Here is a 13,674-nt window from a genome sequence, read left to right as displayed (position 1 = left end):
CTGTAGTATTGGTGAAAACTAACGCGGTTCGATGTGCGCAATCATCAACTGCACCGTCTCATTGCCACGAAACTCATTCACATCCAGCTTGTAGGCCAATTCCACCCACCGCACGGTCGGGTTTGGCCATATTTCGCGGTCCACGCCAAAGGCAATGCCATCGAGCTTCACCGACCCGCATTCGCTCTTGAGCACCACTTTCAAATGCCGCTCGCCCACCACCCGCTGCTCCACCAACTGGAATACCCCGTGAAACAACGGCTCGGGAAAATGCTGCCCCCACGGGCCGGCATGGCGCAGGGCGCGGGCCAGTTCCAGGTGGAACTCTTCCACCGCCAGGGTACCGTCTGAAAGCAGGCGGCCAGTGAGGTCTTCTTCGCGCAGTTGACGACGCACTTCGGCATCAAAGGCTTCGGCGAACAACGGGAAGTTGGCTTCAGGCAAGGTCAGCCCCGCCGCCATGGCGTGGCCGCCGTATTTGGTGATCAGGTTGGGGTGCTGGCTGGCGACGACCGCCAGCGCATCGCGGATATGAAAGCCCTGCACCGAGCGTCCAGAGCCCTTGAGCAGGCCATCGCCGGCATCGGCGAAGGCGATGGTCGGGCGAAAGTACCGTTCCTTCATACGCGACGCCAGGATACCGATCACCCCTTGGTGCCACTCCGGGTCGAACAGGCATAAGCCGTACGGCATCGACTCCACCGGCAAGTCCTTGAGCTGGGCCAGGGCCTCGCGCTGCATGCCTTGCTCGATGGATTTACGGTCCTGGTTCATGCCGTCCAGTTGCGCGGCCATTTCCCGTGCGGCGGCGAAGTCGGTGGTGAGCAGGCATTCGATGCCCAGGCTCATATCGTCCAGGCGCCCGGCGGCATTCAGGCGCGGGCCGAGGATAAAACCCAGGTCGGTGGAGGTGATACGCGCATGATCACGCTTGGCCACTTCCAGAATCGCCTTGATCCCCGGCCGCCCCCGGCCGGCCCGAATACGCTCCAGGCCCTGGTGCACGAGGATGCGGTTGTTGGCGTCCAGCGGCACCACGTCAGCGACGCTGCCCAGGGCCACGAGGTCGAGCAGTTCACCGATATTCGGCTGGGGCTTGTTGTCGTACCAACCCAGGCTGCGCAACCGCGCACGCAGGGCCATCAACACGTAGAAGATCACGCCAACGCCAGCCAGGGCCTTGCTGGGGAACCCGCAGCCCGGCTGGTTCGGATTGACGATGGCGTCGGCGGCCGGCAGTTCATCGCCGGGCAAGTGGTGGTCGGTGACCAGCACCTGCAACCCCGCCGCCTTCGCCGCCGCCACGCCTTCGACACTGGAGATGCCGTTGTCCACGGTGATCAGCAACTGCGGCTCGCGTTGCAGGGCCACCGCAACGATTTCCGGGGTCAGACCATAGCCGTATTCGAAGCGGTTGGGCACCAGGTAGTCGACGTGGGCCGCGCCGAGCAAACGCAGGCCCAGGGTGCCCACGGTGCTCGCCGTGGCGCCATCGGCGTCGAAGTCACCCACGATCAGGATGCGCTGGCGCTGCTCCAGGGCCGTCACCAGCAAGTCCACCGCCGCGTCGATGCCCTTGAGCTGCTGATAGGGAATCAACCGCGCCAGGCTCTTGTCCAGCTCGGCTTCCGATTGCACCCCGCGTGCGGCGTAAAGGCGGGTCAACAACGGCGGCAGTTCACCGAGAAAAGGCAGGACGGCGGGCAATGGGCGGGGATCGATACGCATACGGTGGTGATAACTTCTCTTTAATTGTAGGAGCGAGCTTGCTCGCGAAAATGGTTAACGATGACACATGTGCCTGGGTGATCGCGGTGCCCTGGAGTTTTTCGCGAGCAAGCTCGCTCCTACAGGGAGCCGGGCTCAGCCAAGGTTCAACCGCGTTCGCCGACCAGCCATTGCAGTTGCACTTCATGCTGGCCACGGTCGTCGGTCACAAAGATCGTGCCTTCGCTGATCATCACGTCCCACTTGATCACCCGAGGCATGTCCTTGGCCAGGGTCTCCAAGACTTCCTGGGGCACGGCAGCGATATGTACGTTTTTCAGGTTGTTGGCCACCGGCACTACCTTGCCTTCCCACACGCGCAGGCTGCCATAGGCCAGCAGGCTAGTGCGTTCGGTGCGGCGCGAGCACCATGTCAGGCGGTCGGCATCCGGCTGGCCGACTTCGATCCAGTGCAAAACCCGATCATCCAGGCTTTTTTCCCACAGGGCCGGTTCGTCCACATCCGACAGGCCACGCCCGAACGCCAATTGCTCGTTGTACCAGAGGGCGTAGGCCAGCAGGCGCACGGTCATGCGCTCCTCGGTTTCCGAAGGGTGGCGGGCGATGGTCTGTTTGACGCTCTCGTACACCGAGCGGTCGAGGTCGGTGAGGTTGAGTTCGAATTTGTAGGTCGTGGACGGCTGGGCCATGAACGGGCTTCTAAAGACAAGGAAAGGCGGCCAGTCTAACCGATGGCGAGGGCATTGAACGAATACTGCGCTGCATCCGCGCGGCTCGCCTATGTTAAAAAGCAGTACATCATCGTCCCGCGCTTGTAAGGATCCCCATGTCGCTCACTGCCAAACCACTTGCCGGCCTGAAAGTCATCGAACTGGGCACTCTGATCGCCGGCCCGTTTGCCTCACGCATCTGCGCCGAATTCGGCGCCGAGGTGATCAAGGTCGAATCCCCGGACGGCGGCGACCCACTGCGCAAATGGCGCAAGCTGTATGAAGGCACTTCGCTGTGGTGGTTCGTACAGGCCCGCAACAAGCAGTCGCTGACACTCAACCTCAAGCACCCTGAGGGGCTGGCGATCCTCAAGCAACTGTTGGCCGACGCCGACATCCTCATCGAAAACTTCCGCCCAGGCGTGCTGGAGAAACTCGGCCTGAGCTGGGAAACCCTGCACGCCCTCAACCCCAAGCTGGTGATGGTGCGCCTCTCGGGCTTCGGCCAGACCGGGCCGATGAAGGACCAGCCGGGGTTTGGCGCGGTGGGCGAGTCCATGGGCGGCTTGCGCTATATCACCGGCTTCGAAGACCGCCCGCCAGTGCGCACCGGCATTTCCATCGGCGACTCGATCGCCGCGTTGTGGGCGGTGATCGGCGCGCTGATGGCGCTGCGCCATCGCGAGGTCAACGGCGGCCTCGGCCAAGTGGTGGATGTGGCGCTGTATGAAGCCATCTTCGCCATGATGGAAAGCATGATCCCCGAGTTCGATGTGTTCGGGTTTATCCGTGAGCGCACCGGCAACATCATGCCCGGTATCACCCCGTCCTCGATCCACACCACCGCAGACGGCAAGCATGTGCAGATCGGCGCCAATGGCGATGCGATCTTCAAGCGCTTCATGCAGGTGATCGGCCGTGACGACTTGGCGAACGACCCGGCACTGGCCAGCAATGACGGGCGTGACACTCGCCGCGACGAGCTCTACGGCGTGATTGATCGCTGGGTCAATTCGCTGTCGCTCGACCAGGTGATTGAGCAACTGAATAAAGCCGAGGTGCCCGCCAGCCGTATCTACAGCGCCGAAGACATGCTGGGCGACCCGCAATTCCTGGCCCGGGAAATGTTCCTCAAGGCGCAGTTGCCAGGCGGCAAAGACTTCAAGATGCCCGGCATCGTGCCCAAGCTGTCGGACACACCGGGCAGTTGCGAATGGGTTGGGCCGCAATTGGGTGAACACAACGGCGTGGTGCTCAATGCCCTGGGCTACGACGCGGCGGCTATCACTCGCCTGCGCGAGGATGGCGCGATCTGACAAATTGCAGGCAAAAAGAAACCCCGAGCAGTGGGGAGACAACTCGGGGTTAAACGTGGCCTACAAAGACCAGTACAGCAAGCTACAGACACCGGAGCACAATGCCTGCTCTTGCTGTTACAAACTCTGACTGAACACCTTGTAGGAAGGTTCCGAAGAAAAATAATGTTTCATGCCAGTGCGCCGCCACGGGTCTGGGAGGCGTTGCGCAAGGCAGCGATGACTGAAGGTTCCAGGCGCCCTTCGGCGATTTTCAGGTCGCGAAGCAGGCAATCCACCACATCCACCAGCGCGCGCTTGTCGCTCAATTGCGCACGATCGACTTCACGTTCAACCACGATGGCGCCACCGGGGTTCTTCACGGTTACCAGGCAGTCGTCGCGCATACCGGCAGAGGTCAGCGTAACCTGATAAGGGCTCAGTGCTTGGCTGAGCAATAGGTTGATACTTTCCATCTCGATCACCACTCAATCATTCGAAAAAGGTTCGAAAAACAAAAATGTCACGAAGAGGCTGACATTCAAGTGACCCGTGCTCAAAGCAGAAAGTTCTACCTTTTGTGTAATCCACTGCTTGAGGAAAACGAGCATGCACGGAAAAGATGACAGAGAAAAAACAACGGCGCACAGGCTAGAATCCCTGGATTATCCTGGGAGCCTGACTTGAGAGCTGCGTCTGAACCGCCTTTGCGTATCGTGATTGCCGACGATCACCCGATTTTCCTGATCGGCCTGCGCGCCGTGCTCGAACGGGACCCGCAGATCAGCATCGTCGGTGAGGCCAATTCCCCTCAGGCCCTCAGTGCAGTGTTGCAACACTGTGCCTGCGATGTGGTGGTGACCGACTTCATGATGCCCGTCGAGCCCCAGGCCGACGGGCTGCGCTTGATCGAGCAACTGCGCCGGCACTATCCGCACCTGCCCATTGTGGTGGTGACCATGCTCAACAATGCCGGCTTGTTTCATTCCATCCTGGCATTGGGTGTGATGGGTTTGCTGAGCAAGGCCAGCCTCGCCGATGAGCTGCCCCAGGCGATCCGCCAGGTGCGCCAGCAACGCACCTACGTGGCCCAGACCATCCGCCAGGCGCTGAGCCTGGCCGGGGAAGTCGGCGCTGATCGCCTGCATTCCCAGGAACACCTGTCACCCCGGGAGCTGGAGGTGATTCGCCTGTTGGCCAGTGGCATGACGGTGGGCGAGATCGCCGCGCACCTGCACCGTAGCAAGCAGACCGTCAGCGCGCAAAAAGTCAGCGCCATGCGCAAGCTCGGGCTGGTCAACGATGCCGCCCTGTTTATTTACGTGCAGGAACACGGGCTGGCCTAGCCTGGAACGCGATCCATTGCTTGAGCGCCTCGGCCTCCATCGGCCGGGCGATAAAGCAGCCTTGCAGCCACGCCGCGCCCAGTTCGCCCACGGCGTGATAGTCGGCGGCGGTTTCCACACCGGTGACCACCACGGCGACGTCCAGACGCGCCGCCATGCTCATGGCGCCCGCCACCACCGCGGCCTTGCGGTCATCATTGGCCATCCCACAGGCAAACGCCGGGGGGATTTTCAGTTCGGTAAAAGGTAGCTCCAGCAAATGCTGCAGGCTGGTGCCGCCCATGCCGAAGTCGCCGATGGACAACTGGCAACCCAACATGCGCAAGCGCAGCAACCCGGTGACATGGGCGCTGTCGGTTTTCAGCGTCGAGGTTTCCACCAGTTCCAGGGTCAGGCTATGGGCGGGCACGCCGTGCAGTTGCAGCAAACCTTGCAGTACTTGGGGGAAGTGCTCGCGCTCCAGCATGCGCCCGGGGATGTTCACCGCTACCGGCAGCACCTGGCCGCTTTCGCCCATCACCTGGTTCGCCAGGCCAAGCGCCTGCTCCAGCACATGCCAGGTAAACGCCTCTTCCATGCCGGCAAACTCCAGCACCGGCAGGAACTCGTCAGGCAGCAACAGCTCACCGTCCTGCAACTGCCAACGCGCCAGCGCCTCCACCCCTTGCAACACCCCGGCCTGACTGACGATGGGCTGGTACCAGACCCTGCCACACGCCGCGATAGTGGCCTGGCTGACATCCGCCGAGGGCGGCAGTTGTTCCTGCTCGCTCAAGCCCAACAGTTGGCGCACGCGCTCCCAGGACAGCACCGGTGGCCCCGGGCGCAAGTGCTCCTGACAGTCGCTCAGCACCTGCCCGATCAGCTTGGCCGAGGCCGGCTTGGGCAAGCACGCCAAGACCTTGAGCCCCAATTGCCGAGCCATGTTCGCCACGCCTTCCAGCACGTCGGGCTCGGCGTTGCTGAGCAGGATCAACACCTGGGCCAGACGGCGCTCGGCCAACTCACGGATCAACGCCAGGCCATCGCCCTGCTCCAGGTACAGATCGCAGATGGCGATGTCCACCGGGCCTTTGCTGTCCAGGGACTGGCGGGCGGTTTCGACCGTTTCCGCGGCGCGTACATTGAACACGCCGTTAGCATTGAGCATCTGGTGCAGGGCCATCAGTTGAAACGGGTTGTCTTCGAGGATCAGGACGTTCAGGGATCGCATGGCTAAGGGTGTCGATACAGGGAAAGTCCTGCACAGTAGTCATATGCTGCGGTGTGCCCCATAGGACGTGTCCTAAAAGCGTCCTTAAATGTGGGAGGGGCAGATCCCCTGTGGGAGCTGGCTTGCCTGCGAAGGCGGTGTGTGAGTCGCTACATCTGTTACTGCACTACCGCTATCGCAGCATAGGTATCTACACAACTTTGTGGGCTGTAGCAGCAGACGGTAACCACGATGCGAAGCGAGCCGCTCTTGATCTGCTCTTGATCTGCTTTTGATCTTGATCTTAAGCGCCCCGTTAAACCACGCTGGCCGGAATTCGACAGGGATTTGGGGGGTAAACCGGCAGGGATGCCGGTTTAGCCGCCCCGCGCCATGGATGGCGCGTGGCGGCGGCCCCCCAAATCACTGGCGGATTACGGGCACACCGAGCCTAAGCGAGGTGCCGAGTGGTGGGGCAAGAGCGTTTTGCTTACTTTTGCGCTTTTCAAAAGTGAGCCGCCGTCAGGGCGGAACCCTAAGTGGCCGTTACCTAAATAACGGATATATACCCGGTCCAACTGTGTTGACTGTCAGGCCGCCTTCGCGAGCAAGCCCGCTCCCACAGGTTGATCGCGGGGTGCCAGGTAGATGGATGTCAGCTATCCGGTCGTCATCGCAGGCAAGCCAGCTCCCACATTCAGATCTCGGCGCGTCAGTTAGATCAGCGTCGGCTGCAGGGCCGTCACGGGAGCCAGCTCCCACAGGGAATCTTCGTTGCCTTGAGCATCGCGCTCGCTTAGCTGACCGGCATTAGGGTGTCAGGCATCCAGATAGGGTTGCAGGTCTCGACGAAACGCCTTGAGCACCTCGGACAAGCGCAACCAGGGTGCTTCAAGCTCGGCGCCGCGCTGCTCACGGGCGCACTGCTCAAGGGCGACGCAGGCCTTGGCGAGTGGCAGTGCATCCACCAGCGAGCAAATGCCCTTGAGCCGGTGCAGCGACGCATTCAAGCGCGCCATGTCACGCTCGGCCAGGGCGCCCGCCAATACCTCGTGTTCGTGGTCCAGGCTTTTGGCCAGTTCCTGCAACATGCTCTGCAGCACCGGCCCGTCGGCCTGGGTCATGGTACGCAGGGCCTGGATATCGAACGAACGCTGGGGCGCCACGCGGGCCAGCACTTGGGTCCAGTGTTCCAAGGTCACGGGCTTGACCAGCAGTTCGTCCATACCAGCGTCCTCGCAGCGGCGTTGTTCATCTTTCATGGCGTTGGCGGTGCAACCCACCAGCGCACTCCGGGGCCGTTGCTCCTCTGCTTCCAGGCGCCGGATCGCCGCACTCAGGGCATAACCGGACATGCCGGGCATCTGGCAATCGGTGACCAACACGTCAAAACGCTGCTCACGCCAGCGTTGCAGCGCGGCCTCGGCTGACTCCAGGGCGACCACCTGGTGACCGAGGAACTGCAACTGCTGCGCCAGCACCAGGCGGTTGGCCGCCAAATCGTCCACCACCAGCACCGACAGGCTACGCCCCGTCGATGACAACGTCGCGGCAGGCGTTGCCGGCACATCGTCGGTGCTGATCCGATCCAGGCGCAGGTCAATGCACACCACCGTCCCCTCGCCCACCACACTGTCGAGGTGAATGCTCCCGCCCATCAATTCCACCAGTTGCTTGCAGATACTCAGGCCCAGCCCGGTGCCGCCGTGTTGCGCGGCGGTCAAGGCGCTTACCTGGGTAAACGGCTTGAATACCCGCGGCTGTTGCTCGGCGCTGATGCCCGGGCCGCTGTCCTTGACGCACAGGTGCAGGTATTCGGTATCGCGCTCATCCCGCTGGCAGGTCACGCTGAGGTGAACCCCGCCCCGCTCGGTGAATTTGAGCGCATTGCCCAACAGGTTGTGCATCACCTGGCGTAACCGCAGCGGGTCGAACCAGTAATAGCCCTGAGCAGCCGGATCAAACGCCAGGGTCAGATGCAGGCCCTTCTGTTGCGCGGTGGCTTCGAACAGGCTCTGGATACCCTCGAAAAAACTCTTGAGCTCAGTGGTCTGTGGCGCCAGTTGCAGGTGACCGGCCTCGATCTTGGCCAAGTCCAGGCTGTCGCCCATCAGCGCAATCAGCTCGCGCGCCGAACGATGGGCCACTTGCAGCGCCTCGGAAACCGGTTGGCCGCTTGCCAGGCAACGCTCTTGCTCCAGTTCGAGCAAGCCAATGATGGCGGTCATGGGGGTGCGAATCTCATGGCTCAAGGCGGAGAGAAATGCACTTTTGGCGTAGTTCGCTTCATCGGCGGCCTGGCGGGCGTCCATCAACTGGCGCTCCAGGTCTTTGCGTTCGTTAATATCGATCCAGCCGCCCAACAACCCCTGCAAGCGGCCCTCGGCGTCGAAAAAGGGCACGGTCCACTGATAGACGTGATAAGTGCCGCCATTGAGCTCCAATTGCCGGTCGACAAACAACGGCTGCTGCGTGGCCAATTGCTCCATGTGGCCTTCGTGCAGGCGCGCCGCTGTGGCGTCGGGCACCACCTTGCTTTCCATCAGCGTCAGGCCCTGGATAAGTTCCAGCCGGGTCGCCAGTTGCTGTTCATAACTTTTGTTGCAGGTTACCAGGCGCCCGTCCAGGTCGCGGACGAACAGCGGGTTTGGCATACCGTCGAGCAACGCGCGCTTGAACGCCAGCTGGTCATTGAGCCGTTGCTCGGCCTCCAGCCGTTGGCGAATCTGGCGCTTGAGCCGGCTGTTCCACACAAACGACACCAACACAAACAGCAGCGCCGTGGCCATCGTCCAATAGGCCCAGGGCGGTACACGCTGCCAGACGGGCGGCGGGATCACCACGGCACCGATCCAACGCAGGCGCAGGGCACTCAACTCAGCCACCGGCAACGCCTCCAGGGCTTTGTTCAGAATGTTCAGCAATTCAGGCTGGTCCTTGCGCACCGACAGGCAGTTGGACGACCACTGGCCGTCGACACTGCGGCCCATACGCAAGCCTTCCTGCGCGTAACTCTGCACTTCCACTTCAGTCTGTAGGGTGGCGGCGGCCTCGCCCCGTCTTACCAGCTCACGGGCCTGGGTGTAATTGTCTACCAGGCGCAACTTGATGCGCGGATGGTCATGGCGAATCTGGCTCTCCATGACGTGGCGCGCCGGCAACGCCAGCACCTTGCCGTCCAACTGATTCAAGCCCATCAGGGGCGCGGCATCGGCACGTTCGATAAACACCCAGCCGGACCCGCCAAAATCATGGCTGAAGTTGAGCAGCGCACTGCGCTCCTGATTCACTGCCAGGGTGGTGTTCATCTGCGCCCGGCCGGTTTCCAGCCATTCCAGGGTTTGTGCGGTAGAACCCACCTCTTCATAGATAAACTGCAAACCGGTCATGCGCGAGATGCGATTCAACAGGTCGACATTCAAGCCAACCCAGTGGCCGTCCTTGTCCCTGAAGATATAAGGCGACATTTGCTGGGCCACCACCACGACATGGGGATGCTCGCGCACCCAGGCCTGCTCAGACGCCGACAACGCAATGCGCTCACCACTGATACCGACGCCCAGACCGGTGGTCCAGCGTGCGAGGATTTCGCGCTGCACCGACTCGTCGAGGCTTGCCAGCGCGCGGTTCATCATGGCCCCCAGCAACGGATCGGCCTGGCGGGTGGCAAAGGCAAAACCGATGGGCGCCAGCCGGCTTTGCTCCTTGATCTGCAACCCCAGGTAAGGCCGCAGCGATTTATAGGCGCGCACAATCACTTCATTGCCGATAAACGCATCGACGTCGCCCTGCTTCAAGGCTTCGAGGCCGCTGTAGAGGTTGGGCGCGAGCATGATGTGGCTGTCGGGGTAGGCGGCGTGAACCTTCTGCACGTTGGCGTAGCCGTCGAGTAACACCAGCTTCTTGCCGGCCAGGTCGTCGCCTTGGGTATCATCGCGGCGCAGCACCACCACTGAACGGTCGGGCATGTAGTCCGGGGTGAACTGCAGGCCGGGCACATCTCGCTCGTAGCCATTGGCACTGGTGAGAATATCGATGGTGCCGTTGCGCAGCGCTTCAACCGCCTGGGCGCGCTCGGAGAAGCCCAGCACTTGCATGGGCACGCCCAGCCGCGCGCCGACCAGGCTCAAGTAATCGGCGCTGATGCCCTGGTAGCGATTGCGGTCGCGGGTGATGTCGATCGGCTGGTAGTCATCTATCGAAATGCCCACCTTCAACGTCCGATGCGCCGCCAACCACTGCTGCTCGGTCGGCGCCAGGGGCATAGGTTCAAGCGCGATAAACGCCGGCACCAGTTTGAACGGCAGGCTGACGGCGGCCAGGCTCATGGGTACCTGGGTGAGCCACAACAGGCACACCAGCTTCAACGTCCATTGGATCAACACCTGCACCGGTTGGGTTTCCTTGATTGGGCGAATGGGCAAGTATGGCTCGCCAGAATGAAAAAGCCCGTCACGAGGACGGGCTTGGCCGACTGCAAAAAAAGCTGACTGTTGCCCCACCATGTCTTGGGTGGATGAAATCAGCTTGAATGTGGGGCAGCACAAAGATGCCCCTCGGCCGTCAGGCAGCCCTGTCGATCAGAGCGGCTTGCCCCGATTGCCATGCTGGCTGACGAACGCCTGCACCGCCTTCAGGTCGTTGGCCAACACGGTGCAGCGTTCTTCACGCTCGAACAGGTCGGTCAAATGTTCCGGCAGTTCCAGCGCCTTGCCAATGCCGGCCTTCTCCACCGCTTCCGGGAACTTGACCGGGTGCGCGGTACCGAGGATCACCATTGGAATATCCAGGCTGCGGCGGCACTCGCGGGCGGCTTTCACGCCGATGGCCGTGTGCGGGTCAAGCACTTCGCCGGTCTCGGCATAGACTTGCGCGATGGTTTCGCAGGTCTGCGCGTCGTCCACGGCCAGGGAATCGAACAGCTTGCGGGTTTCGGTCCAGCGCTCTTGTTCGACGCTGAAGCCGCCACCTCGCTTGAAGCTGTTCATCAACTCGGCCAAGGCTGCGCCGTTGCGACCGTGCATGTCGAACAGCAGGCGTTCGAAGTTCGACGACACCATGATGTCCATGGACGGCGACAGCGTGGCGTGCAGGGTTTCCTTCACGTACTGGTTGCCGCTCATGAAGCGATGCAGGATGTCGTTGCGGTTGGTGGCGACGATCAACTGGTTGATCGGCAGGCCCATGTTGCGCGCCAGGTAACCGGCAAAAATGTCGCCGAAGTTGCCGGTCGGCACCGAGAACGACACCGAACGCGCCGGGCCCCCCAACTGCAGCGAGGCGTGGAAGTAGTAGACGATCTGGGCCATGATCCGCGCCCAGTTGATCGAGTTCACCGCCACCAGGCGCGTGCCCTTGAGGAAGCTCTGGTCAGCGAAGCTGTTCTTGACCATTTCCTGGCAGTCATCGAAGTTGCCTTCGATGGCGATGTTGTGGATGTTCTCGCCGAAGATGGTGGTCATCTGGCGACGCTGCACTTCGGAAACACGCTTGTGCGGGTGCAGGATGAAGATGTCGACGTTTTCGCAGTGCTTGCACCCTTCGATGGCCGCCGAGCCGGTATCGCCGGAGGTGGCGCCGATGATCACCACGCGCTCGCCGCGTTTTTCCAGCACGTAGTCGAGCAGGCGACCCAGCAGTTGCAGGGCGAAGTCCTTGAACGCCAGGGTCGGGCCGTGGAACAGCTCCAGCACCCACTCATTGCCGTTCAGTTGGCGCAGGGGCGCGATGGCGTTGTGGGAAAACACGCCATAGGTTTCTTCCAGAATCTTTTTGAAGTCCGCATCCGGAATGCTGCCGGTCACGAACGGGCGCATCACTCGGAAGGCCAGCTCGTGATACGGCAGGCCGGCCCAGGAGGCGATTTCTTCCTGGGTGAAGCGTGGCAGGTTTTCCGGCACATACAGGCCGCCGTCGGTGGCAAGGCCTGCCAGCAGAACGTCTTCGAAATTCAGGGCCGGTGCCTGGCCGCGGGTGCTGATATAACGCATGACTGGCTCCTCTAAAACATTCTCGAACAGGGGCCGCCGAATGGACGGGGCCCCTGGAACAAATCGGTTAGTTCAAGTGTTCGACGCGAATCCGCACCACCGGACCCACTACGCCTTGCAAGGCTTCCAGGGCATGGATGGCATCGTTGATGTGCTGTTCGAGCACGCGGTGGGTCAGCAGGATCATCGGCACCTGGCCGTTTTGCTCCTCGACTTCCTTCTGCATGATCGACTCGATGTTGATACCGCGCTCCGACAGGATGCTGGCCACCTGGGCCAACACGCCTGGATGGTCCTGGGCCTGGATGCGCAGGTAGTAGGCACTTTCACAGGCTTCGATCGGCAGGATCGGGTGGGCCGACAGCGAATCCGGCTGGAAGGCCAGGTGCGGCACGCGGTTTTCCGGGTCGCTGGTCATGGCGCGAACCACGTCCACCAGGTCTGCGATCACCGACGAAGCCGTCGGCTCCATGCCGGCACCGGCGCCGTAGAACAGGGTGGAACCGGCGGCGTCGCCGTTGACCATCACCGCGTTCATCACGCCATTGACGTTGGCGATCAGGCGGTCGGCCGGGATCAGCGTCGGGTGCACACGCAATTCGATGCCCGACGCGGTGCTGCGCGCCACGCCCAGGTGCTTGATACGGTAGCCCAGGGCTTCGGCGTAGTTGACGTCGGCGGTGGTCAGCTTGGTGATGCCTTCGGTGTAGGCCTTGTCGAACTGCAGCGGGATACCAAAGGCGATGGAGGCCAGGATGGTCAGCTTGTGGGCCGCGTCGATGCCTTCCACGTCGAAGGTCGGGTCGGCTTCTGCGTAACCCAGGGCCTGGGCTTCGGCCAGCACGTCTTCGAAGGTACGGCCCTTCTCGCGCATTTCGGTGAGGATGAAGTTACCGGTGCCGTTGATGATGCCGGCCACCCAGTTGATGCGGTTGGCGGACAGGCCTTCACGGATCGCCTTGATCACCGGGATACCACCGGCCACCGCGGCTTCGAACGCCACGATCACGCCCTTCTCGCGAGCCTTGGCGAAAATCTCGTTGCCGTGCACGGCGATCAGCGCCTTGTTGGCGGTGACCACGTGCTTACCGTTCTCGATGGCCTTGAGCACCAGCTCGCGGGCCACGGTGTAGCCGCCTACCAGCTCGATAACGATATCGATCTCAGGGTTGGTGGCCACGGCGAACACATCGTTGGTAATCGCAATACCGGTCGTTTCGAACTGAGGCTTTGGCGAACGCGTGGCAATCTGCGCCACTTCAATCCCGCGACCTGCGCGGCGGGAAATTTCTTCAGCGTTACGCTGAAGTACGTTGAAGGTACCGCCACCGACGGTCCCTAACCCACAGATGCCTACTTTGACCGGTTTCACTGAAGAACTCCCCATGAAACGGCCGACGCTAGGTCGGCCGT

At 61.8% G+C, this 13,674-nt stretch carries 9 protein-coding genes; 2 read left to right on the top strand and 7 right to left on the bottom strand.

The features are described 5' to 3' along the window. Positions 1-18: 18 nt before the first annotated feature. Positions 19-1,728 carry a single-stranded-DNA-specific exonuclease RecJ gene (recJ, locus tag CRN80_RS15010; protein ID WP_098950467.1) on the bottom strand — a complete coding sequence of 570 codons (1,710 nt, stop codon included), beginning with the start codon at positions 1,726-1,728 and terminating at the stop codon, positions 19-21. Positions 1,729-1,874: 146 nt separating this feature from the next. Next, positions 1,875-2,417 carry a YaeQ family protein gene (locus CRN80_RS15005; protein ID WP_003193952.1) on the bottom strand — a complete coding sequence of 181 codons (543 nt, stop codon included), beginning with the start codon at positions 2,415-2,417 and terminating at the stop codon, positions 1,875-1,877. A gap of 137 nt (positions 2,418-2,554) precedes the next feature. On the opposite strand from CRN80_RS15005, the gene CRN80_RS15000 reads away from it, so the two are divergent. Then, positions 2,555-3,754, top strand: a complete 1,200-nt coding sequence (locus tag CRN80_RS15000) for a CaiB/BaiF CoA-transferase family protein (RefSeq protein ID WP_032895435.1) — start codon at positions 2,555-2,557, stop codon at positions 3,752-3,754. Between the two features lie 170 nt (positions 3,755-3,924). Here CRN80_RS15000 and CRN80_RS14995 read toward each other — a convergent pair whose 3' ends face one another. Continuing rightward, complete coding sequence (locus CRN80_RS14995; protein ID WP_020301357.1) at positions 3,925-4,209, bottom strand: DUF3509 domain-containing protein; 285 nt, start codon at positions 4,207-4,209, stop codon at positions 3,925-3,927. A 207-nt stretch (positions 4,210-4,416) separates the two neighbouring features. Here CRN80_RS14995 and CRN80_RS14990 point away from each other — a divergent pair, with 207 nt between their 5' ends. Beyond that, on the top strand, positions 4,417-5,079 hold the full coding sequence (locus CRN80_RS14990; protein ID WP_047711699.1) for a response regulator transcription factor: 663 nt from the start codon (positions 4,417-4,419) through the stop codon (positions 5,077-5,079). Here the strand turns inward: CRN80_RS14990 and CRN80_RS14985 are convergent. The 4 genes from CRN80_RS14985 to CRN80_RS14965 all read right to left on the bottom strand — a co-directional run bounded on the left by CRN80_RS14985 (position 5,048) and on the right by CRN80_RS14965 (position 13,633). After that, entirely contained in the window at positions 5,048-6,292 is a 1,245-nt protein-coding gene (locus CRN80_RS14985) for an EAL domain-containing protein (RefSeq protein WP_032895433.1), read from the bottom strand. The genes CRN80_RS14990 and CRN80_RS14985 overlap by 32 nt on opposite strands. 797 nt (positions 6,293-7,089) lie before the next feature. Continuing rightward, a complete protein-coding gene (locus CRN80_RS14975; protein ID WP_098952620.1) occupies positions 7,090-10,662 on the bottom strand; it encodes an ATP-binding protein in 3,573 nt (1,190 codons plus the stop codon). 189 nt (positions 10,663-10,851) lie between these two features. Beyond that, a complete protein-coding gene (gene thrC / locus CRN80_RS14970) occupies positions 10,852-12,261 on the bottom strand; it encodes a threonine synthase (protein ID WP_098950466.1) in 1,410 nt (469 codons plus the stop codon). 67 nt (positions 12,262-12,328) lie between these two features. After that, the gene (locus tag CRN80_RS14965; protein ID WP_098950465.1) at positions 12,329-13,633 is read right to left on the bottom strand and encodes a homoserine dehydrogenase; all 1,305 of its coding nucleotides are present in this window, start codon (positions 13,631-13,633) and stop codon (positions 12,329-12,331) included. Positions 13,634-13,674: the final 41 nt, after the last annotated feature.

Source organism: Pseudomonas sp. FDAARGOS_380 (genome assembly GCF_002591235.1).
GTDB lineage: Bacteria > Pseudomonadota > Gammaproteobacteria > Pseudomonadales > Pseudomonadaceae > Aquipseudomonas > Aquipseudomonas salmasensis.
This window is presented reverse-complemented; position numbering and strand designations above follow the sequence as displayed.